The sequence below is a fragment of the Oceanobacillus chungangensis genome, assembly GCF_003369565.1.
Classification (GTDB): Bacteria; Bacillota; Bacilli; order Bacillales; family Amphibacillaceae; genus Oceanobacillus; species Oceanobacillus chungangensis.
The window spans coordinates 12,487-34,788 of the sequence record NZ_PIOD01000020.1; the positions used below are offsets into that span (position 1 = coordinate 12,487).

Here is a 22,302-nt window from a genome sequence, read left to right on the forward strand (position 1 = left end):
CTCTATCAACTATGTAGACGAAATTTGAAGGAGGTGAAAAAAATGGTGGTTTTTCTAAGAATAGTAGCACAATTGGGTGCAGCAGCAGCCAGGTGGGCATGGGCTAACAAAGAAAGAGTTTTGGAACTAATCCTTCAAGGCTTTGGGATCCAATACATCATTGATTACATTAACGCCAGAGCTTAACGAACGCTCTTAAACTACATAAGTGGTAGAGTCGTAATCTCTATCTCTTAACAGGAGGTGAAAAAAATGGTGGTTTTTCTAAGAATAGTAGCACAATTGGGTGCAGCAGCAGCGAAGTGGGCATGGGCTAACAAAGCAAGAGTTATGGAACTAATCCTTCAAGGTTTTGGAGTCCAATACATCATTGATTACATCAATGCCAGAGTTTAATAAACTCTCTTATAAACTACATGGGGGGTAGAGTCGTAACCTCTATCCCTTATTTTTATAAGGTAATTGCTTTGGAGATATAATCAATCCCTTTGTAAGCCCATTCCAATTATATATATCATACCACAAAAATATGATATTAAACCTAAAGTTTTATTTTATATCATGTGTTTTCATTTTATCTAATTCTCTTTGTCTATTTTTGCGAAGCGTATTCCGACCATGAGACCATTGTTGTAGAAGAAAAACGAGTCCAACGATAAGAAATAAAACGTAAGCAAGAATACTTTCAATCCGGTCAGTGATTAGCATCCAGGTTAAGCCAGCCACAAATAGAATGGGAACAATAGCTCCCAAATAAACATTATTTCGAGATGATAAAAGGTACTGTAAAGCTAAGGTTGCTACAATTAATAGAATAGATACGATTTCATTCATTATTGTTCATCCTTTCAGATTTATATTTTTCAATGATATTCTTCGCGTCATCTAAGTTGATACGATTTTCAATAGCTAGTTGTTTAACATAGCTAATTAATGGTTCCTTTTCTAAATCCACATTCATTTCAATCTTTTGGATGATCCGATCTAGTCTAATTCTTACAGTAGGATAAGAAACCCCGTAACCTTTAGCAATCTGTTTTAATGATCCAGAGCTTAATACGAATTTTCTAATAAATTCTATATCCTCATTATCCAAGGATAATATCCAAGCTGGTATTTCATCCTTATTCATTTATATTCCCCCTCACATTTATAATATAGCACACCGTTTAATTAAATGAAAGTAATTTTGAGTAAAGATATAAACTTTATTTAATAATTCTTTAATAATATTAAAAAAATAGTTGATTTTACATTTAACTTTATGTTAAGGTGATGTCAAGATAATTACAAAAACTAATTTGGAGGCGTTAAAAATGAAACGTACAGGTGAATTTTTATTTTCTTTAATAGGGGTTATTTTGTTTAGTCTTTTGTTTGTAGGCAGCCTAGTTTTCTATGGTAATATGCAGAACAGCTCAGCAACAGAAGAATTGGCACAGGAATTTCTAACTGATGAAAATATAACAGAGGTGACGGTTGGACAGGTAGTTACATTTCTGGAGAATGGAGTATTATATTTCGGGGTTATCTCACTTATATGTGCCGTTTTAGGAATTGTTTCAATTGTATTACTTAAAAGAGACATTAAATCTAATGCAGCAGGTAAAATTTTAATTACTACGGCAATACTTAGCACAATTCTTACTTTAATTGTGGGCATTGTAGCGTCTTGGGCATATCTAATCGCAGGTATAACATCCACAGTGCGCACTAAAAAAATCAGGAAAGCGGCCTAAAACTATTCATTCGAAAAGAGAAGAGGAGATTGTATGTTTGCTATAACTATAAAAGAATTTACGTCACTATTTAAAAGTACCAGGTCAATCATCATTATCATTTTTCTTTTTGGGGTTACAGCCGGGTCAGCTAAGCTAATAAGTCAATTTGAGACGCAGTTGAGGGATTTGGGGTTAGGGGACAATGCGTTTGTTGGGGGTTTGATGATACTGCTTTTTTTGGCAGGCCCCCTTTTTGTTACCAGCATATCCCACAGTATCGTAAATAAGGAAATCGACTCAAGAACGATTAGATTTTTAGCTACTAAAACTTCCCGAGATAATATAATTCTAGGGAAGTTCTTAGGAAATATTTTGTTCTGGATTATCTGTTTAATTACTGCTTTATTGTTGATTATTCCCTTTTCTGAGGCGTTTTATTTTTCCGAATTCTTTCAGAGCATCATATTTGTTTCTTATTTCGTTGGTTTAACAATATTTCTTTCAACGATTATTGGAAATCCATCTTTGACAATGTTTCTAGGAATCACCATTTCAATTGTTTTACCAATCTTAGGTATATGGGGTATGTTTTCAGAAAACCTAATTATTAAATTTATCTCGTACCTCACTCCCTATTTCTACTACACACATGAAAATACGTACTACACTTATTTTGTTGCAATTTTTACTTTTATGTATTTGATACTAAGCTTAATTGTATTTAGGAGGAGAGATTTGTAATGAAAGCAATCAGCACTTGGGATTTGACTAAAAGGTACGGTAATAAGACAGTAGTTAATAATCTAAATCTGGAAATAGAGAAAGGCAGTATCTTTGGTTTCTTAGGAAAGAATGGAGCCGGGAAGTCTACATTTATCAATATGATTACAGGGTTAACGAGGCCAACATCCGGTTCCTTCGAAATCCTAGGGGAGGAAGGAAATTCCTTAAAAAAAGTACGACATAGAATAGGTGTACTACCTGATTATTCTACTTTTTACGAGACTTATACAGCTTTAGATCACCTAAAATATTATAGTAAAATTTTGCGGCTCTCTTTAACTACACAGGAGTTAAAGGATATTCTAAAGAAGGTGGAATTGGAGGATGCCATTAATCTAAAAACAAAGAACTTTTCATTCGGAATGAAAAAGAAGCTAGGTCTTGCACAAGCTTTAATAAATAAACCCGATCTTTTATTTTTAGATGAGCCCACATCCGGTGTGGATGCAAATTCAATTTTAAATATCCATTCCTTGATCCGAGAAGTATCCGCTCAAGGTACAACCATTTTTTTAACATCGCACAACTTAGATGAAGTTGAAAAACTATGTGATGATATAGCTATTATGAACAAAGGAATTATCCAGATTAAAGGGAATATGCAGCAATTACGGAAACAATATCAAGATAATATATCTGTATATATTAAACATGAATCAATATCAGAAACTAAACAAAGTAAATTACGAAACGATATGGGTTTATTTGTAAAAAATGTTAACATTGCTGCTGATCATTCGGAGTTTCACATTGAAGATGAAAGCGCCATACCTAAAATTAATAACTATTTAGTCAGCGAAAATATTAGTGTATATAGATTGGAAGTCGAAGAACCATCTTTAGAAGAAATCTTTTTAAATTTGGGAGAAAAGAAACATAGTGCTTAATGATACTTGGATTAGATAAATTTGGCAGTCTATCGGTTACGATTATTGGTTTGCATTTGTGCATCTAGTTTCTACATAGGCATTTAAATATAGGTGAAGGAGAGATTAAAAATGTACGTACTTAAAGAACCAACGCAAAAAATTTCGCCCGATGCCATAAAAGTATGGAGAATAACAGATACCATTAGTATTATCATTTTTTTGGTTACCTTAACTTTTCTTCTGTATCTACATTATTCCTATCAGTGGGATTTCTGGATAGGTGCTGTCATCTACTCATTGATAGGAGTTACATGTGTCTCCGCAATAATAGAACTTATCATTCTACCGGTTTATAAACAAAAAACCTGGAGATACGAAATTGACAGCAACTGTATACAACTAAAACACGGGGGAGCTATCAAAAAAACACACATGATTATCCCTATGGATAAAGTGTATTTTGTTGATACCTATCAAGGGCCCATTTTAAAAAGGTATAAGTTGGCGGCTATAAAAATTGGGACCGTTGGTTATGTTCACGAGATTCCTAATCTTCCGGAGGAAAAGGCTTCAGAAATCCGTAATTATATTGCTTCTTTGACGGAGCTATATAAAGAAAAGGAGGATACCAATGGAGATCAAACCCGTGGATGAGAAATCGCTCACTTTAAAGAAATTGCATCCCTCGTGGATTGGTTTCAAACTTTTTAAATCGATGAGGAGTTTAATTTTATTTATCATATTTGTTTTTATGGTTTTAGATATTTCCTCTAATTCTATTTTCTCAATTTATGGATTTAGCCTAATTGGATTATTTATCGTATATCAAATAGGAACAACGATATTGGAGTGGAAACATTTCACTTATTACCTTAACGGGGAAGAGCTTTTTATTAACAAGGGGAAATTTGTTACGATGAAACGATATTTTCCATTGGAGAACATCCAAGGGATAAATCAAAATACTTCTTTCTTTCATCGATTACTTGGACTAACTTCATTATTAATAGATGTTGGATCTAGTGATAAAAATACATCAATAAAATTAGAAATGATATCATTGAAGGAAGCATCCAATATAAAGAAAACACTCTCTGAATTTGGCAATATTAACGTAAGTAAAGAAGAATACACAGAGGAAATCAGCGATGAAGAACTGAAAGGAAATTCTTTGGATAAAAACATACATTATGAAATAGAGTTAAGTGAAATTCTTATTGCTTCTCTAACTTCTCTAAGGCTACTTTTCTTTCTAACCGTTCTTTACACGATTTATTCGGAATTAAGCCAATTCTTTTCTATTGAAGAACATGTCAATAAAATCCTAAATTACTTCCAATCATCTGTGACAATGCTAAGTGTAGGGATAGTTTTATTGTTAGTTTGTTCAATGGTATATGGAGTGCTAAAAACGTATCTACAATACGGGGGGTTAAAAGTCACTTCTGATCCTTATCGGATTTATATTGAGAAGGGGAAAGGAAGCAAAACTAATTTTTCAATACCGAAAGATAAAATTCAGGCTTTGAGTATTAATAGTGGTTTCATCCATAAGGTATTGAATATAGTAAACGTAAAACTAATCAGTTCTATTGATACAGACGATCAGGATGTTAAAGCCTCTAATGTTTTATTTCCATTTATTGAAAGAAGTAAAGCGTTCAAATTAATACCTGAAGTTATACCAACAATAGAATTATCGAAAAATATAGTTAACATTCCGAAGCAGTCTTTATTTGTAAAGCTATTACGAACGACTTATGCTTGGCTTTTATTCCCTTTAGTTATTTATTATTTTATCCCGGGTTTTTGGTATATTGCATTATTGATTTTCGTATTTACAATCACTTCTCAAATATTAAGTGGTTTATTTAGTGGTTACGCTCTCAACGAATCGTTTCTCCAACTAAAAAAAGGCTCTATAGCCACAAGAATGTTTGTTACGAAGAGAGACAAAATTGAAAGATTAATGATGTCTCAATCAATGATTCAAAGGAAGATGGGTCTAGCCTCATTAAAAGTTACCATACGATCCAGACCAACTAAAGTTATTACTATTCACGACATTCCATTACAAATAGCGCTTCAATGCCAATCATGGTATATAGAGGGAAAGAATTTTTCTACAGAGTTAACAATTCCAAATAAACTTCAGAATAATACTAATTTGTACCATTAAGTAATTGAGCTTCTAGGTTAGCGTATTTTTCAATAAAAAAGAACCTGAAATAAGCGATTGTTATATGCTCAATTCCAGGTTTTTTTCTTTTGTTTTCTTTGACTCTCTATTAATAGATTTTTCATTCTCACTTTCCTTCTTCGTCTCATTCAGGTGAGTTAATTTGCTTTCAGTATCCTGATACTTTTTCAACACTTGTCCAAATTTTGGGGATACTTTTGAATCACATAGATTGCTTTGTTCATCTGCTGCGTCTTCATCTTTTCAATTTTTATAATCAGCTTGTTCTCCAGCTGGCATACTTGTTCAAGCTTATTGCTAGTGCCACTGGCATTGTAATTGCCAATTAAACATGGAATAAAGCGTGTCACCATAGGCAAAAATATTCGTGGTCTAAGCTGGTCATACACTGTTAGAATTCCATAGGTGGTAACGTTTTAAGTTTTAAGAGTTGAATAATATGAGATTCTGAAAAAATTCTATAAAAATATTAAACACCCGAGAGCCATAGAAGGAAGAAGGTTATTGATAGAACAAAAGGGGTAATGATAAATAGAGAATTATTATAAATGTATTGTAGTAGCTGTCGATGGTTCAGAAGAAGATGGCCGAGCTAGTGTTGGCGATGCACAGCACATCAGAATAACTTGTTAATGGCTAAAAAGCGCGCAGGCTGAGGGTGTTGGAAACGTAAAAGCAGTAATTGAATATGGATCACCAAGAACAGTTATCACGAACGAGATTGCTGACTCTGTTGGTGCTGATTTAATTATTTGTGGTGCAACAGGATTTATTACAATTGAACGTTATTTATTGGTTCTGTATCTGAAACAATCATACGCTCTGCTAAGTGTGATGTGTTTAGTTATCCGAACACCAGAATGATAGAATATAAATAAAAAAGAACGCATTTTGATAGAGATTTTATCAAAATGCGTTCTTTTATTTCTCTGTTATAAAGAATACATAGGTTAAGGTTTTGAAGAAATGAATTCTTTCGATATAATTTGAATGAGTATGAAGAGAAAAAATAAACTTTAACATTAAAATTTAGGAGCAATGGAATGAATAATTATTCAACAACGACATTAACGATGGTAAGTAACTTTAACGTATCACCAGAAAGTGTGTTTGATGCATGGCTGAATCCTGAAATGATGCGAAAGTGGTTTTTCGCCTAGAAAATTAGTGTTTATCTTTAACATGCCGTAGTTTAACGAATTAGAGTGCTTCTCTTATTTATTTGGTTGTTTTCAATTGTGTAATTATTATTTATTCTATATAATGTATATTTATACATCACCTCAATTGGGGTTGTTTCGAGAAAGGAGCATCTTATGATAGCGGCATTATTTACTTATATTTTACTTGGGCTTGCTTTATCTTTAACTCCGGGTGCAATGACGGTGCAAATGGTGAAGCAGGCACTGCGAAACGGCTTCCTTAGTGGTTGGTTCGTTGGACTTGGGGGAATGACGATTGATCTGACGCTAATTACATTGATTTACTTTGGCTTTTCGCATTTTCTAACACATCCAATAGTTGAAACGGTCATGTGGCTAGTCGGTTTTGTTTTTCTGCTGATACTTGGGATTGATAGTTTGAAAGAATCCGGTAAGCCAGTTGATTTTAGTGGAACTGCACCGAAGCGGTCATTATTAAAGGCATTCTCCTCGGGATTTTTCATGGCAATTTCACCAGCGAATATTGTCTTTTGGGTAGGGATATTCGGTCCATTATTAGTATCTTCCTTAAATAATGTTAATGGAGTGCATTTTAGTGTTGTAGCGGCTGGAATTCTAGTTGGAATCTTAATCCATGACATCGGGTTGATGAGTATCATTCATTACACAAGGCGATTTGTAAACCAAATGATATTAAAATGGGTTTCAATTATCGCTGCAATTCTCTTATTTGGATTTAGTATTTATTTTGGCTATGAATTTATAACTCAATTACTTTCCTATTTATAAGGGTTGGTTCCTCCTCCGCGATTTATTTACAGGGAAGATGAAAGGATATTAGGATTCAAACAAACGTTTGATTGAATATTATAGGGAGTTGGAATCAGTATTTGAGTTCTATATCGAATAGCTGGGAATTAGAAAAGAAAAGCAAGAGGGGCTGGAAGAGGAAAAGATTAGCATTTTAAAAATAGTGTGAGTATTATTTTTCAGTTTGTGCAGACGAAAATAAAGGTGTAAGAAAATATGCAGTTCCATTATAATTACAATAACAATAATCTTATTTTTACTGAAAATGTACAGAGTGGAGGTATTTAAATGGATATATTCATGGAGCGAGCAGTAAAACTAGCGGTAGAAAATGTTCGTGATGGTGGCCAGCCTTTTGGTGCAGTACTTGTTAAAAATAACAATATAGTAGCTGAAGGTGTGAATGAACTGCACAAAACGTATGATATTAGTGGGCATGCAGAATTACTAGCTATCCGACGTACACAAGAGCAGCTACAAACGAATGATTTATCTGGTTATACAATGTACGCAAGTGGAGAACCTTGTCCAATGTGTCTAACGGCAATGTACTTTGCTGGAATTGAAAAAGTATATTATTGTGCTTCAGTTGAGGATGCGGATGAAGCAGGATTAGGAAAATCTAAAATAATTTATAAAGAATTACAGGAATCAAGAGAAAAACGCTCTCTTTCAATGATACAAATGCCATTGAATGACGGGCAAGAAAATCCAATGAAGCTATGGAAGAAGCGATAAAAGAATTGAGAATATGTGGAATTAACGATGAGAGAGATAAGACAATTTACGCTTTATCGGATTTTGTAAAATAGTTCATTTACTTAATAAGATAATAAAAGAATATAGACCTAAAATTGCGATTGCTTTGCTGAATAAAGGCACTCGCTCTTTTGGTTGGAAGATAGGAAAACTACCAATTGGAATTAATGCATTAAAGATTTTTTTAACGCTTAGAAATACTGGCGAAATGCTAAATCTGGAAAATTGCCGATATCTTACGTTAGCATAGACGCAGTCGAAACGTTATAGACGATGAAATTACTTAAACCAGCCTATCTCTTTAAATTTAATCAAATTCCTATCTATAAATTTCCTGCCCTTTGTGCGCTTGTCAGGTAGTAACGCTATATTGGAGCTGGCTGCAATTGCCTCAACAATCTTATCTATTGACATGTTGTCTGTTAGGATATGTTCTTTGAACATATTATTTGATAATAGACCTAGACGATTATCAATTTGCAAATATGCCCATGAATTTTTCCCTTCGAATCTTGTTCTTAGTCGTTTTTGTATCGTTGTTTTAGAAGCTGTTAATGTAAAATGCTTTATTTCTATGTCATCTTTCTTTAACCTGCCTATGATTTCATTAAAGTAGTCCTTATTTGTCAGCGTCATTGGCACAATAATGGTTCCGTTGTATTCTTCGGTGATTTGTTTTAACAACTTGTAATTAGCTTCACGCCACAATGGATAATCTTGGAAATCCACTTTTAAAATCTCTTTAGGAATATTCGCCATGAGAGCGTGTCCGAATCTTTCGGGATCGTATACGATAGAATCAGGTAATCTCTACTGCAATTCATAGGCAGTCGTCGTTTTTCCAGCGCAAAACGTTCCATTAATCCAAATAATCAAGACATCACCTCTTACGTTTAGTGCGATATAGGTTTTCACATTCTGGGAATTCATAAGACAAAAATAGAGGAGTGCCAGGCATCCCCTATTTTCCAGCTAAATTCATGATAGTCATGTCATCCATTGGTGGGTTATGCAATCCTGCTCGGACATCACGGTAATATCGCTGTAATGGATTTTTTTCAGATAAGCTTCGTGCCCCAACAATACGCATTGCTAAATCGACAATATGAATTGCCTTATTAACAACGGAGAGTTTTGCAGCGCCTAGCTCTGGTCCCATCGATTGCCTTATATTTGTATCACCTTCATCCCATTTCCTAGCAACAGAATAGAGAAAATGCTTCGATTCTAAGACTGCAAGTTCCATTTCGCCCATTTTTTGTTTCACATTTGGAAAATCGGAAATTGTTCCTGAGATGCTATTGGGCGAGTAGCTTCGGGCAAATTGATTAGCATAATCCTGTGCGGCAAGGGCGATTCCAAGATAGCAAGCGGGAATATGAAGTAGCCATCCAGCTGCCTGTTTAATACCTGGAGTAATGCGCTCAACAAGGTCGTCTTCTGCGACATGCACGTTTTCTAACACTAAATCATGGCTTCCTGTACCTCGCATGGCTATAGAATCCCACGTTTCATCTACACTTACCCCTGAATACTCGCGTTTTATTAGAAAATTCCCTACCTCATCTGTTCCATCAATCGACGCACTTACAACAAAATAATCGAGGATTGGTGCGAGTGTTGTAAACGTCTTTCTGCCATTAATTATCCATCCTTGACCGTCTGCCTTTGCATAGGTTTCTGGCTTTCCACCACGAGTAGGACTGCCTGTTGCGGGCTCTGATGCAGCATTATTTAGCAGGGCTCCATCCACGACAACATCACGGGCGACTGTTGCAAATTTTTCTGTATTCCATATATTGTTCTCACCTAGATGCTTCAAAATCCCCATATGCCAACCAATAGAGAGCGCTGTCGAACCATCCGCCTTGCCAATGATTTCTTGGAGCTGTAGCATTTCCGTAAGCGTTATCCCTAACCCACCATGTTTTTCCGGAAGCGTTAATGCGGGGTACCCAATTGCTTTTAATTCTTGGAAATTTTCATAAGGGAAGGTTCCATTCGCATCATGCTGCTCTGCTCGCTCTGTAAAGGGCTTAACAGTTTCCCTTAATAAATCTGCTCTTTTCTCGCTAGTCTTAAGATCTGTTAATTTCATTAGAATCCCTCCATTAAGTAAATAGGTATCTCTAATTCTTCAATTCTTCAATTCTTATATTCTTAGTTGGAATTATAAGCATATTATTTCATTGATGGAGAGAAAATTCAATTAATAGGTATAGAGGAATTTTTCATTATTATTGATTGATTGCAATAAAAATCTTATAGAGAAAACTATCTCTATAAGATTTTTTAGATTATATCAGTTCTTGCGTGCGGGTTGTACTAGTAGAATAACGATAATAATCAATTGCTAATGGAACATAGGCATTTAATGTTTTTGTTCTAGGCTAATCCTAGTTTCTTAGCTTGCTAAGTTGTTATCCAGAACTTGTAATAGAATCAGGTATTACTTTTACTTTAGGTTTTTAATTCCTGTTTCTAGCATTTCCATTTGCAGCAATGTCTGTTCGTCTGTAATAGTCTTTTCTTTTCCGTTTATGATGGCTTCATATAACTCATCATATACTCTTCCATAATCGCCATTTACGGATTTCACTTTTTCTTCGTGCAAGGTACCTTCTTCATCAATATATGTCAGTACACCATAGTGTTCTATTGTATCCACGCCAAAATCTTTATTATCAGGCATATAAAATAGCTTTAAATGTTCTTCCTGACGATCTTTTGTTTTTTTCACAAAGCATCCTTTTTTGCCATAAATGACAAAGCTAGGTCTCTCTTTAATTCTAAAATAACTGGATTTAACAGATACCTTTAAATCGCCATAATATAAATCTAAATCAAAATAATCATTCATTCTCTGATGTCCTAGTAATTGCCTTACGTCATAGTGTACATTATCCGGTTTGCCGAAATAACTGATAACCTGATCTAGTGTATGAGTAGCATGTGCATACAAAAATGACTCAACAGGATTAAAAGTATGAGAAGACTCCGGTACTTCGGGGCGATAATAGTCAAAATGCATTTCCACTTCAAGCAAGTCGCCTAGTTTACCTTCTTCAATGACCTTTTGAACTGTTAAAAAGTCACTATCAAAACGTCTATTTTGATACGGCTGAATAATTAATCCTTTTTCCTTTGCTATTGCAAATACTTCTTTTGCCTGCTCTGAGGTTTCCATAAAAGGCTTTTCAACCAAACAGTGCTTATTATGGTCTAATACTAATTTTGTGTATTCATAGTGACTGTCCATTCTTGTACAAACCACTATGATCTGAATTTCCTTGTCATTTAATAGTTCATCTAAATCAGAAGTATAGTTTACTCCTGCAATTCTATCCCAACTTTCTCGTTCTGGGTTTCTTTGATAAATTGTTTTTACCTTAATATTCTTTCTTTGTAGAACAAATGGTAGATGATATCTATTCGTACTCTTTCCATTTCCAATAAAACCAATCTTTAACATAGCAGTCCCCTTAAAATATATTTATTAATAATATTTTTCTTTATACTTAACAAACCATATTTTACCACCTGTATGAAGATTATACAGTCTAAAAGACAGCGGCCAACCTAAAAAGGCGGCCGCGTTATTTTTACAATAAACGTAAGGGTAGAAATTTCCTCTGGATAGTTATTTAGAGTCTCACTTTATTACATTATGTTCAATAAGTGGAAAACAACACCGACCACAAACAATCCAAGGATGATTACGATTGGTGAAACTTTCTTCTTGAGCAACCACATGGACAGAAGTGTTAATAGCAATGGAGCTAAGCCTGGGATTAACATATCCAAGTTGTCTTGTAAAGTGGTTACTTCGACATTACTCAACGAGAGACCAGCAGCAAACTGTTCTAGCGCCATTCTAATTCCTTCTGATCCTGCAGGTAAATTTGCCCAATCAATAAAAGCGCCTTCGCTCAGCTTAACTGAGGATACAATTGGCGTGAACGTTATCGATACCCAACGGTTAACTAATGAACCGAGGATGAACATACCAAGGATGGATGCACCCTTCGTAATATCTTGAAGTAGGCCACCTGATAAGTCTTCAGTTATTTTAGAACCAGCTTTGTAACCTGATTCTTGTGTATACCACATGAATGACATCCGGATTAAGTTCCAAAATACAAAGTAAATAATTGGACCAAGGATGTTACCAGTCATAGCAAGTGAAGCTGCTAATGCACCAAGAATCGGTTTAACTGTGAACCAGAAAACTGGATCCCCGATACCTGCTAAAGGTCCCATCATACCAACTTTAACCCCTTGAATTGCTACGTCATCTACAGGAGCACCATTTGCACGTTCTTCTTCAAGTGCTAATGTTACTCCAAGAATAGGTGAGGCTACATATGGGTGAGTATTAAAGAACTCTAAGTGCCGTTCTAGTGCAGCTGCACGATCTTCTTTTGTTTTATATAATCTTTTGATTGCGGGAATCATTGAATATACCCAACCACCGTTTTGCATACGTTCATAGTTCCAAGAGCCCTGGAGGAAAGTTGAACGCCACCAAATAGCAATACGATCTTTTTTAGTCAATTTTAATTCTTCAGCCATTTTTATCTGTACCTCCTTCTTAGTAACTATCAATAATATCGCCTAGAGGGTCACCAGTGTTGCCGCCCCCGCCAGTGCCAGAACCACCCATTTTAGAAAGTGAAATGTATATAAGTGCAAGAGAAAGTCCGATAGCACCAAGACCAATAAGTGTGATTTCAGAAATAGTCGCTAATACGAAACCGATTGCAAAGAATGGCCATACTTCTTTTGTAGCCATCATGTTAATAACCATTGCATAACCAACGGCTACAACCATTCCCCCACCGATTGCTAAACCGTCTGTAAGCCAAACTGGCATAGATTCAAGTAAAGATCTAACTGGACCTGCACCAACAGCTAAAATTAATCCAGCCGGAATAGCGATACGTAATCCTTGCATGCAGATGGCGATAATTTGCCACATTTCAATTTGTCTGATGTTTCCATCTTTTGCTGCAGCGTCCATCAAATGTACGATACCTGTTGCAAGCGTACGAACGATGATTGTTAATAATAAACCTGCAACTGCAAGCGGAACAGCAATAGCGATTGAAGAAGCTACACCAGCTTCACCTTGTCCACCTAAAACTAATATAATTGCAGATGCTACTGATGCTAATGCGGCATCCGGTGCTACGGCAGCTCCGATATTTGCCCAACCTAAAGCAATCAATTGAAGGGTACCACCTAAAATAAGAGCAGGTACTAAGTTCCCTGTAACTAAGCCGATTAACGTACAGGCAATAATGGGTTGATGGAAATGGAATTCGTCCAAAATTCCTTCCACGCCAGCTAAAAATGCTATGATTAAGATTAATATTATTTGAATAATACTTAAATCCATGATTTATCCTCCTTTATCTCATGTAGTTAGGATCTTTTTTTTATCTCTGCTTGGGCCCGCTTGAGAATTTCGTCCATGTTGTCTTTTGAATCACCTGGAACTTTACGTACATCAAATTTCAAACCAAGTTTTTTCAACTCAATGAAAGTATTGATATCATCTTGGTTAAAGGCCAATGTCTTATTCGGTTGAACTTTACCAGTAGAGTGTGCCATCGAACCAACATTGATTGTCTCCAACGGAACGCCACCCTCGACCGCTCTAAGCACATCTTGCGGGTTTTCAAATAGAAGCAATGCGCGCTGACCACCGAAGTGTTGATCATCTTTTGCAAGTTCAATCATTTTATGAATAGGAACAACGTGTGCCTTTACTCCTGGTGGAGCAGCTTGTTGAATCAATTTCTTACGAAGTTCATCTTTAGCAACTACATCTGATACAACGATGATCCGTGTAGGATTTGTAGTTTTTGTCCAAGAAGTTGCGACTTGTCCATGAAGTAAACGTGAGTCTATACGTGCCAACACATATTTAAATTTACCCGGTGCACCAGCATTTGACGGTTTAGCCGCAGCTGTAGCTGGTTCTGGTGTTTTTGGCTGTAATTCTTCAGGTAATAGGTTAATGCCTTCTTTGGCTGTGTTCAAAATATGTGCCGCAATTTCATGTGCTGTGTTCATCGACATGCGTGATGCGAACGCTTCAATTAACATCGGCAAGTTCAAGCCAGCAACAATTGCCCATTTGTTTTTATGTTCTTCGTACAAGCCATTAGCTTGGTTGAAAGGGGTTCCTCCCCAAAGATCGACTAAGAATAATACTTCATCTTGATTGTCGAAAGAGGCGATTGCTTCTTTCATTTTTCCCTTAATATCATTAGGCCCTTCACTTGGCATAAGTATAACAGCCCTTACATTTTCTTGTTTTCCAAAGATCATCTCTCCAGATTGCAAGATACCATTGGCAAAATCACCGTGACTTGCAAGGATAATTCCTACCATCTTTTTACCTCCTTTATAAAATTTGTTACAGTTTAATAATATATATAAGTTCAAAAGAACCTGTAACCGAAATTATTATGTAGCATTTGTTCTTTATGATTAAAAAACTCAATAGATTGTACGTCAACACTTCAGAGCAATGAAACTAATAGTCCTCAAAATCTTAACTTACTACACTTAAAAGAGTGACGTAACAATAAGCGCTTTCAATTTTGAAGCGATTAACCTTAAATAGATAAAACTGTTTGTAAATATTACAATTATTTTTTAAAAATGCTCTTCAAGCCGCGTTTGATTACATCAAAGAAACTTAGTGATTGGACCATGTGATTAGGATCAATGTAATCACGAACTGCTCGCAACACTTTTTTTGGCTCTTTAGAAGAAAATGTAAACATTCCATTCTTTTTCGTTTGAATAGTATAACGAGGAACCCATTTCCCTTTGAACAAAATTGAAGCAATCACGTAATCAACTTCTTCCCAAGGAATTTGAATAAACTTTTGAGAGTTGCGACTATTGTAAAATTCAAAACCCTTGTCTCCAATCATGATTTTGCCATACTCTGGAAGTCCCAGATGTGAGGTTGCGTCAATTACTAAAGCAACTTTTGAATTGATTGATTGGACCATTCGACCTACTCCATTTCTTTTTAATTTAATTGATTACAACTAAATTATACACAACAAAAACACACAAGTAAACATTTTTCGGTATTTATGTTAGATTCTGTTGTTATTATTTCACATAAATGTTATTTTGTTGTGTAAGGATGTTTTATGCTAAAAAATATTAACTATTTTATACTTTGTTTACATTTATAATCGTTAGAACTTTTGACCCTGATATAAGTAAGTCTGGTATTTAAAAAAGATGTATTTAGCATTAATTTGGAGGTCTTAAGATTGAAACAGACTAAAAGACAAAAATTAATATTAGAAATGATAAAAGTGAGTGGTGAAGTAAGTTCCAAAGAGCTAGCTGAAAAATTTGGTGTTTCAACGATGACGATTAGTCGAGATTTAAATGAATTAGCAAAGGGAGGTGAAATACATCTAATTTATGGAGGTGCGACATATAAGGAAGATAGTATTGTAGAAAAACCAATGTCTATAAAAGAATTAGTAAATATTAATGAGAAAAAAGTAATTGGAAAATATTGCAATAATATTATTACACCTGGTAGTTCAATTTTTATAGAAACCGGAACAACCACCCTCGCAGCAGCAAAAGAAATATTTAACATAAAAAATTGTACATTCTATACAAACTCATTGTTAGTTATGAATTCACTCACAAACTATGATGAAATAAATTTGCATTCAGTTCCAGGAAAATATCGAGATCTTTCTAAAGGATTTTTAGGTATTCAAGCTAGTGAATATATTCAATCTTTTAATTTTGATTATTGTTTAATAGGAGCTGAAGGAATTAGTGTTACGTCTGGAGTTACTCTACTAGATAATGATGATGCCTTTACAAAAAGAGCAGTTATGAAGCAATCAAAATGTAAAATTCTTGTAGCAGATAGTAGTAAATTTGGAGGGAATTTCAATTTCCTTTATAAAATTGGAGACGTAAGTGATTTTGATTATATTGTTACTGATAACAAATTAGACAAAAAGACATATCAAGATATAAAAGAAATTACTGAAATTGTATCAGCTAATTAATAAAAATCATAACTAACGGTGGTTAGACATGCGTGAGGGTTAACAGAAATATCTTTATATATTAATTTTAAATTCAGGTAGGAGGAATTATAAAACATGAATATTATTGTTAAGGAAGCCTTAATCCCAAATCTTGATAATTCAGGTGAACCGATTTTATTGAGTGATGATACAATTAAATTGCGTAAACAGAAAATTTTGAACTTGATGCAAGAAGCAAACCTAAGCGCGTTAGTTATTTATGCTGATAAAGAACATGGGAGTAACTTTGAATACTTAACTGGATTTATCCCCCGCTTTGAAGAAGGTTTACAAATACTAAATCAAGATGGCAGTTCTACGTTATTGCTCGGAAATGAAAACTACAACAAGGTGAAGTTTTCCCGTGTAGAGAGCGAGGGGGTTCAGTGCCCACTCTTCTCCCTGCCAAATCAACCAATGGGTGATTTTCGCCCATTAGCACACTATTTGCGCCAAGTAAATTTTGATACTTCACAAAAAGTGGGAGTAGTAGGATGGAAGCTATTATCGAATGACTTTAATGACTTCCATCAGAGGTTTGATCTGCCTGCTTTTATCATTGATGCTTTAGCTGAAGTGGTAGGAAAGGACAGATTAGTAAATGCGACACAAATTTACATGCATCCAGGAAAAGGGGCACGCGTAACAAATAACTCCAATGAAATTGCTCGTTATGAGTATGGTGCTTCACTAGCTTCAGATGCAGTCTTATCAGCTATGAATGCGCTGGAAGAAGGGGTCAAGGAAACAGAAATAGGGGATTTATTAAATCGTGACGGTCAATACCAAAATGTGATAACCATCTCGGCCTTTGGAGATCGCTTTATAAAAGCAAACCTTTATCCAACGAATCGCCAACTTAAAAAAGGAGATAAAGTTGCATTAACAGTTAGTTATAAAGGTGGTTTATCAAGTCGTTCAGGTTATGCTGTATCCAACCTCGAAGAACTGGAAAATGTTGATCCCGGTTATCTTGATGAAGTTGTAATTCCTTACTTTAAAGCTTATAACTGGTGGCTTAATAACATTTCCATTGGTATAACTGGTGGCAAATTCTATGATAACTTTGCTAAATATTATCCTCAGAGTAAATATGGTTGGGAATTATGTCCTGGGCACTTAACTGCAGATGAAGAATGGCTGAGTTCACCATTTTATAAAGGGTCAGTTGCAATTGTTCAAAGTGGGAATATATTCCAAGTGGATTTTATTCCAGTTCATGAAGGATTCCATGGAGTTTCGGCAGAAAGCACGATTGTTTTAGCAGATAGAAATCTTATTCAAGAAATCCAAACAGAATATCCTGATTTATGGGAACGAATTGAATCACGTCGGAACTACCTTAAAGAGAACTTGAATATTCATTTAAAACCAGAAGTCTTACCTCTTACAAGTACCCTGGGGTATTATCGTCCTTTCTTTTTGTGTTCAGAAAATGTACTTGCGGTTGAGAAAGGTAAGTAAACTATTATTATAGGGAATTTCCTCAAAAAAATCACACCGTTCAGGTGTGATTTTTTATACCAAAACTTATTAAAAAAGACTTGTTTATCAGAGGGAATTTTCAAATAACTAGGTCAAGCTATTTCGTTAGTATAAATTAATTCTATAATTCCAACAGCGAATCATATCCCATATTTCTCAAGTACTAATGGATAAACTCTGCTGGCTGCGTAGGGTTGTAACGGGACAGTTATCGAATCAAGAAGTACTATTCAAGGGTATGCAGGAGATACCTTGAATACCTTGCATCTTACTCGTTAACAGGAAAGTAAACTGGATTGGCGAGGATGTCTGTAAAGGTAGTTTTAAATAATCATATAAAAAACACCCTAACCTTTGAGAATGTAAGGCTAGGATGTTCTGTTCCTATATTGTTTCAGTTGGCTATTTTTAAAACATTAGTTTTCCTGTGGTTTCGAATCCGTTTCACGTTGTGGCTCAACATCCTTCTTTGAATCCTTCTCTTTCTGTTCCTGCTCAAGAGAGTCACTGTCTTTTGGTTTTTCTTTATCCTGATTTGTCACAATATCACCTCATTTATAGAATTGGATATTATCAAAAATCGTACATGAATAATGTACCCTTTAACATTAAGGTGGAAGTTCGAAAAAACACGGGAAGTGACAGGCACCAAACGCACAGCCTCCTAAATCTTACTCACTTTCGTGTATGCTGATAGCAGTACTCCGCCTACAATGATGAGTGATCCTAGGATTTCTGTTATGGTTATTGGCTTGAATAGAATAATTAATCCCATGATCATTGCTACAAATGGTTCTAAATTAGATAATATGGATGCCTTCGATGCATCGACGTATCGAATATTTTGATTCCATATCAGCGTTGCGATGCCGTGTACAACGATTGCGGTACCGATAAGAAACGCCCAATCAGGCAGACTAGTGCTCATTCTTAATGGATTGTCTAGGGTAAATGCAAACGGAATGGAGATAACAAAGCCGATGATATTCGAATATAAAGTGATAGTCAGTGGATCAATTCTGCTTGAGAAATGTCTTGTCATGATAATCATAATGGCGAATGTAATCATCGTTATGACAATCCATAATAATCCTTTTTCAAAATGTAAAGAAGTGAAACTCCCCTTAGTAATGACTAGGTAAATACCGATAAGTGCAATCACTGACCCTGCAAGCATACGAATGGTAAACTTTTCCTTTAGAAAAATAGCAGCCAGAAATCCAGTTAATATCGGGGTGGTTGCTAGAATTAATGCAGATGTTGTAGAATCAGCTGTTTGCAACCCCATGAAAAAAGACCATTGGTTAATGAATACACCAATTACCCCTAAAATAGCAAGTGCAAAAAAGTCTCTTGTGTTCACGCGTTTAAATTGTTTTTTATTTAAGGATAAACATAAAAGTAAAAGTGCAATGAATAAAAGTCGAAGCGTGGTTAATAGGGTCGGTGAAAAGTGCTGAACTAAAATTTTTCCAAATACAAAGTTACTGCCCCATACCATTACACAAAAAGTAAGCCAAGCATATGCTTTTAACAAATCTTCCATCCTTCCTATGATAAAATCCAAGATTTTATTTTATCATGTGCAGGTCGAGATATCACTATTAATAAAATGGAGAGAATTGCTTAGAGAAGAGAAACGAAGGCTTTGTTTAAGCCTTCGTTGTAAAAAAATGTATGGGATATCTAGTACCTAAATAACATTGTAACGAATTCATGCCCGCCGCCAATTGTCCAAAATAATACTAAATCTCCTCGTTTAATTCGACCAGATTCAATTCCTTCGTAAAGTGAAATGAAAGGACTACTTGTCCCTGTGTATCCATACCTATCTCCAACATAGACGATTTTCTCGTTGGGGATGTCAAATCGTTCTTGCATTCTTTCGATGTTGACTAGAGCAAATTGAGATAGACAGAAGCTATCGATATCATCAATTGTTAAGTTATTCCGGTTTAGAATTTCTTCAAATTGCTCATAGACATAAGGTAGTGACATCGTACCATCAAATGGGTGCCATAACATATAGTCCGAATTCTCGCCGTCTTTTAGGGATTTGGACAACCCTTTTTCAGGATATAAGATGTTATTGCGATTAGACGAATCTACTTCAAACATCCCATCAATGAAACCAGTATTCTCTTCTTCTGTTTTTTCCAAAATAATAGCAGAAGAAGCATCACCAAAGTTTGCGAGTGTCATAGCGTCATCGGGGTTACCAAGTAAAGAAAGATAATCTGATCCGACTACTAATGCTTTATTTACATGGGGACTAGACAGCATGTATCGTGATGCTTGTTCTACAGCAATTGTCATACCTGCACAGTTCGCATTCAAGTCATAAATCACTGTACCTTTTCGTGCCTCAATTGCATTATGGACAAACATAGCATTGGTAGGAACTGTATATTCAGGAACCTGAGTGGAAAATACAATCATGTCTAAATCATTTCCTGTTAATCCTGACTTTTCAAGCACTCGTTTCGATGCTTCAATTGCCATCGTTATGGAATTTTCGTCAGGACTATCAATGACATATCTTTCTTCTCTTCCCATTATTTCTAAGAAGTTCGAAATGTCTTTTCCTGTTTTGTTTTTAAAATGTTCGATATAGCGAGCATTATCGACGATTTGTTCTGGATGATAAATTTCTACAGCGTTTATTCTAATATTAGTCATTGTTTTCAACTCGCTCCTATATTTGTTTATGTATGATACTGAAATAAAAAGCAAGATCCGATTTGAATCTTGCTTTTTATTTTGATTAAAGTAAGAAAGTAACTTACTATATTAGTGCAGTTAAGGCTGTCACCTAAAAGCTTGGCTAAACTTTAGTTTTCTAATAAATCTCTGCAACTTCGAAATTAGTTAAGCCTGCACTACGCGCTATGCGATTTAATTGCATTTTAATAATTGCGCTTTTCTTGATGCCAACTTCCACTTTTTCAAATCCAGACTCTTTATATAATTTCATACAGAATTCTAAAGGAGGTATCATCTCTTGTGTTACAACATTTAAATCCCTGCAATCAAATTTTAGTGTGTATTCATTTGCTTTAACCCCAGCAACGATGCGTTTATAATCTGCAACGAATTCTTCTGCCTTTTCAGGTGTAAATGAGCCACTCACCGTCATATCAATTGTTTTATTTCCTTGATTTACCTTCATTGTGTAAGATCCTTCATTTGCCATTCTTTCCACATCCTTTCGCCATTTTAACCTACTTTTGTACTATATTATTATCGGCATAAATTTTCTATTGTTAACAAATAGTTTGATTTTTTAACAATTAAAATAAGAAACTCTATTCAGTGGGATTGCTTTTGTAATTTATCATTGTAGGAGAGGATGTATTAGTTCATCTTATAGATAGTAGGTGTGGGAAAAATAAGGAGTATGTAACGGCTGGTGATGGTTGTGCCTAATTTCTTCATTTAAGGGTAACCAACAAATGCGGGACTATGAACATAGTTTCATAACTGATGGTTCTCATAGAAAAGTTTTTCAATACAAAGAAGGTCAGTAGATCAAGATATACCGACCTTCCTTATTATGAAAATGAATAATAGTTTTGAAGTAAATAAGAGATCCATTTGCATTCGGGTTTGTTTCGAACATTCTCGATCAATCCTTTAATAATTGCAGGACTTAATGCTGGTTCAATCAGCTCTTCTTTTAGTAAAACCAATGATTCCTTTTCAATTGATTCTTTCATCTCATCTATTGTTTGCTCAATAATTTCGAGTAGCTTTTCTATTGTTACATCTTCGTTCAATGGATGCTTCATTGCTTGAATTACTTCTTCTGAAATCAATGGAATAGTAGTATGCTTTGCGAGTAAATTCGTCTTTTCCACAAATGACTCAGCAAGAAACTGTAAATCGAGTGGAGCACTATAGAATAGCTTCAGTTCCGAATAAATACTTATGAAGCTTTTTATGCAATAAAGTAGATCATACTTTATTTCTTTTATTTTATCTCCATATATACGTTCAATCATTGATAAAATCGTTTCCTCTATTAAGCTATTGTAGTAGCTTATTTTTAAGAGAAATTCTTTATTAATCGTATGAGTTTGTTCTTTGATAAGAACTTTAGTGAAATCGGAATGCTTCTGAAAGGATTGAAATGTTTCATAGTAAAATATATAGAGAAGTTCTTCATTATTTGTATTTTTGACTACCCGGTCAATTTCTTTAATTATATCTTCCATGAAATGGTCTATCATTGCTGAAATTAGCTCGTCCTTTGATTTGAAGGATAAGTAAAACGCCCCTTTTGAAATACCACATTTCTCCGTTATTTGTTGAACGGATGTGGATTCAAATCCTTGATCCGCAAAAAGCTCTAATGCTTTATCCATTATTAATTGTTTTTTCATCATATCGTTTTTCTCTCCTATTACTTTTAGAGTTGAC

Annotated in this window: 25 protein-coding genes and 2 pseudogenes; 13 read left to right on the forward strand and 14 right to left on the reverse strand. The window is 34.9% G+C overall.

All coding sequences use genetic code 11. The features are described 5' to 3' along the window. Positions 1 to 42 precede the first annotated feature (42 nt). Positions 43 to 186: an aureocin A53 family class IId bacteriocin gene (locus CWR45_RS14950; RefSeq protein WP_115750667.1), complete on the forward strand. Its 144-nt coding sequence runs from the start codon at positions 43 to 45 to the stop codon at positions 184 to 186. Positions 187 to 252: 66 nt separating this feature from the next. After that, a complete protein-coding gene (locus CWR45_RS14955) occupies positions 253 to 396 on the forward strand; it encodes an aureocin A53 family class IId bacteriocin (protein WP_115750668.1) in 144 nt (47 codons plus the stop codon). 153 nt (positions 397 to 549) lie between these two features. Here the strand turns inward: CWR45_RS14955 and CWR45_RS14960 are convergent, their stop codons facing one another. Continuing rightward, positions 550 to 834 carry a hypothetical protein gene (locus tag CWR45_RS14960; RefSeq protein ID WP_115750669.1) on the reverse strand — a complete coding sequence of 95 codons (285 nt, stop codon included), beginning with the start codon at positions 832 to 834 and terminating at the stop codon, positions 550 to 552. Further along, a complete protein-coding gene (locus tag CWR45_RS14965) occupies positions 827 to 1,132 on the reverse strand; it encodes a DUF2089 family protein (RefSeq protein WP_115750670.1) in 306 nt (101 codons plus the stop codon). Before CWR45_RS14965 ends, CWR45_RS14960 begins: the two co-directional genes overlap by 8 nt. Before the next feature lie 184 nt (positions 1,133 to 1,316). Between CWR45_RS14965 and CWR45_RS14970 the strand changes: the two genes are divergently transcribed. The 9 genes and pseudogenes from CWR45_RS14970 to CWR45_RS15010 all read left to right on the forward strand — a co-directional run bounded on the left by CWR45_RS14970 (position 1,317) and on the right by CWR45_RS15010 (position 8,284). Then, positions 1,317 to 1,739: a DUF4064 domain-containing protein gene (locus tag CWR45_RS14970; protein WP_115750671.1), complete on the forward strand. Its 423-nt coding sequence runs from the start codon at positions 1,317 to 1,319 to the stop codon at positions 1,737 to 1,739. Positions 1,740 to 1,772: 33 nt separating this feature from the next. Beyond that, on the forward strand, positions 1,773 to 2,462 hold the full coding sequence (locus tag CWR45_RS14975; protein WP_115750672.1) for an ABC transporter permease: 690 nt from the start codon (positions 1,773 to 1,775) through the stop codon (positions 2,460 to 2,462). Beyond that, positions 2,462 to 3,391 carry an ABC transporter ATP-binding protein gene (locus tag CWR45_RS14980; RefSeq protein ID WP_115750673.1) on the forward strand — a complete coding sequence of 310 codons (930 nt, stop codon included), beginning with the start codon at positions 2,462 to 2,464 and terminating at the stop codon, positions 3,389 to 3,391. The genes CWR45_RS14975 and CWR45_RS14980 overlap by 1 nt, the downstream gene beginning before the upstream one ends. Before the next feature lie 111 nt (positions 3,392 to 3,502). Then, complete coding sequence (locus tag CWR45_RS14985) at positions 3,503 to 4,027, forward strand: PH domain-containing protein (protein WP_115750674.1); 525 nt, start codon at positions 3,503 to 3,505, stop codon at positions 4,025 to 4,027. Beyond that, the gene (locus tag CWR45_RS14990) at positions 4,005 to 5,552 is read left to right on the forward strand and encodes a PH domain-containing protein (RefSeq protein WP_115750675.1); all 1,548 of its coding nucleotides are present in this window, start codon (positions 4,005 to 4,007) and stop codon (positions 5,550 to 5,552) included. Before CWR45_RS14985 ends, CWR45_RS14990 begins: the two co-directional genes overlap by 23 nt. A 660-nt stretch (positions 5,553 to 6,212) precedes the next feature. Beyond that, a pseudogene (locus CWR45_RS20165) lies at positions 6,213 to 6,437 on the forward strand (universal stress protein); the annotation flags it as partial. Positions 6,438 to 6,616: 179 nt separating this feature from the next. Further along, positions 6,617 to 6,733 carry an SRPBCC family protein gene (locus CWR45_RS20510; protein ID WP_425453635.1) on the forward strand — a complete coding sequence of 39 codons (117 nt, stop codon included), beginning with the start codon at positions 6,617 to 6,619 and terminating at the stop codon, positions 6,731 to 6,733. Between the two features lie 156 nt (positions 6,734 to 6,889). Further along, on the forward strand, positions 6,890 to 7,525 hold the full coding sequence (locus CWR45_RS15005) for a LysE family translocator (protein ID WP_115750677.1): 636 nt from the start codon (positions 6,890 to 6,892) through the stop codon (positions 7,523 to 7,525). 309 nt (positions 7,526 to 7,834) lie between these two features. Further along, positions 7,835 to 8,284, forward strand: coding sequence for a nucleoside deaminase (locus tag CWR45_RS15010; RefSeq protein WP_115750678.1), 450 nt, complete (start codon positions 7,835 to 7,837; stop codon positions 8,282 to 8,284). A gap of 300 nt (positions 8,285 to 8,584) precedes the next feature. Here CWR45_RS15010 and CWR45_RS15015 read toward each other — a convergent pair. The 7 genes and pseudogenes from CWR45_RS15015 to CWR45_RS15045 form a co-directional block, all read right to left on the reverse strand. After that, a pseudogene (locus CWR45_RS15015) lies at positions 8,585 to 9,235 on the reverse strand (AAA family ATPase). Positions 9,236 to 9,266: 31 nt separating this feature from the next. Further along, the gene (locus CWR45_RS15020; RefSeq protein ID WP_115750679.1) at positions 9,267 to 10,403 is read right to left on the reverse strand and encodes an acyl-CoA dehydrogenase family protein; all 1,137 of its coding nucleotides are present in this window, start codon (positions 10,401 to 10,403) and stop codon (positions 9,267 to 9,269) included. 357 nt (positions 10,404 to 10,760) lie between these two features. Continuing rightward, positions 10,761 to 11,777: an oxidoreductase gene (locus CWR45_RS15025; RefSeq protein WP_115750680.1), complete on the reverse strand. Its 1,017-nt coding sequence runs from the start codon at positions 11,775 to 11,777 to the stop codon at positions 10,761 to 10,763. A gap of 188 nt (positions 11,778 to 11,965) precedes the next feature. Then, complete coding sequence (locus CWR45_RS15030; protein WP_115750681.1) at positions 11,966 to 12,877, reverse strand: PTS system mannose/fructose/sorbose family transporter subunit IID; 912 nt, start codon at positions 12,875 to 12,877, stop codon at positions 11,966 to 11,968. 19 nt (positions 12,878 to 12,896) lie between these two features. Next, the gene (locus CWR45_RS15035) at positions 12,897 to 13,703 is read right to left on the reverse strand and encodes a PTS mannose/fructose/sorbose transporter subunit IIC (RefSeq protein WP_115750682.1); all 807 of its coding nucleotides are present in this window, start codon (positions 13,701 to 13,703) and stop codon (positions 12,897 to 12,899) included. A gap of 26 nt (positions 13,704 to 13,729) precedes the next feature. Continuing rightward, positions 13,730 to 14,704, reverse strand: coding sequence for a mannose/fructose/sorbose PTS transporter subunit IIA (locus CWR45_RS15040; protein ID WP_115750683.1), 975 nt, complete (start codon positions 14,702 to 14,704; stop codon positions 13,730 to 13,732). 260 nt (positions 14,705 to 14,964) lie between these two features. Continuing rightward, positions 14,965 to 15,336 (reverse strand): DUF956 family protein, encoded by a 372-nt coding sequence (locus tag CWR45_RS15045; protein ID WP_115750684.1) that lies wholly within the window; start codon positions 15,334 to 15,336, stop codon positions 14,965 to 14,967. 273 nt (positions 15,337 to 15,609) lie between these two features. Here CWR45_RS15045 and CWR45_RS15050 point away from each other — a divergent pair, with 273 nt between their 5' ends. Together CWR45_RS15050 and CWR45_RS15055 are read left to right on the forward strand one after the other, a co-directional pair. Next, positions 15,610 to 16,377, forward strand: coding sequence for a DeoR/GlpR family DNA-binding transcription regulator (locus CWR45_RS15050; RefSeq protein ID WP_115750685.1), 768 nt, complete (start codon positions 15,610 to 15,612; stop codon positions 16,375 to 16,377). A gap of 96 nt (positions 16,378 to 16,473) precedes the next feature. Next, a complete protein-coding gene (locus tag CWR45_RS15055; RefSeq protein ID WP_115750686.1) occupies positions 16,474 to 17,862 on the forward strand; it encodes a M24 family metallopeptidase in 1,389 nt (462 codons plus the stop codon). A gap of 437 nt (positions 17,863 to 18,299) precedes the next feature. Here the strand turns inward: CWR45_RS15055 and CWR45_RS20345 are convergent, their stop codons facing one another. From CWR45_RS20345 to CWR45_RS15075, 5 genes are all read right to left on the reverse strand, one after another. Continuing rightward, positions 18,300 to 18,425: a hypothetical protein gene (locus CWR45_RS20345; RefSeq protein ID WP_281271862.1), complete on the reverse strand. Its 126-nt coding sequence runs from the start codon at positions 18,423 to 18,425 to the stop codon at positions 18,300 to 18,302. A gap of 122 nt (positions 18,426 to 18,547) precedes the next feature. Beyond that, complete coding sequence (locus CWR45_RS15060) at positions 18,548 to 19,420, reverse strand: DMT family transporter (RefSeq protein WP_115750687.1); 873 nt, start codon at positions 19,418 to 19,420, stop codon at positions 18,548 to 18,550. A 149-nt stretch (positions 19,421 to 19,569) separates the two neighbouring features. Continuing rightward, entirely contained in the window at positions 19,570 to 20,562 is a 993-nt protein-coding gene (locus CWR45_RS15065; protein ID WP_115750688.1) for a ketoacyl-ACP synthase III, read from the reverse strand. Between the two features lie 160 nt (positions 20,563 to 20,722). Continuing rightward, the gene (locus tag CWR45_RS15070) at positions 20,723 to 21,076 is read right to left on the reverse strand and encodes a hypothetical protein (protein ID WP_115750689.1); all 354 of its coding nucleotides are present in this window, start codon (positions 21,074 to 21,076) and stop codon (positions 20,723 to 20,725) included. A 358-nt stretch (positions 21,077 to 21,434) separates the two neighbouring features. Further along, positions 21,435 to 22,268 (reverse strand): TetR/AcrR family transcriptional regulator, encoded by an 834-nt coding sequence (locus CWR45_RS15075; protein ID WP_115750690.1) that lies wholly within the window; start codon positions 22,266 to 22,268, stop codon positions 21,435 to 21,437. Between the last annotated feature and the right edge of the window lie 34 nt (positions 22,269 to 22,302).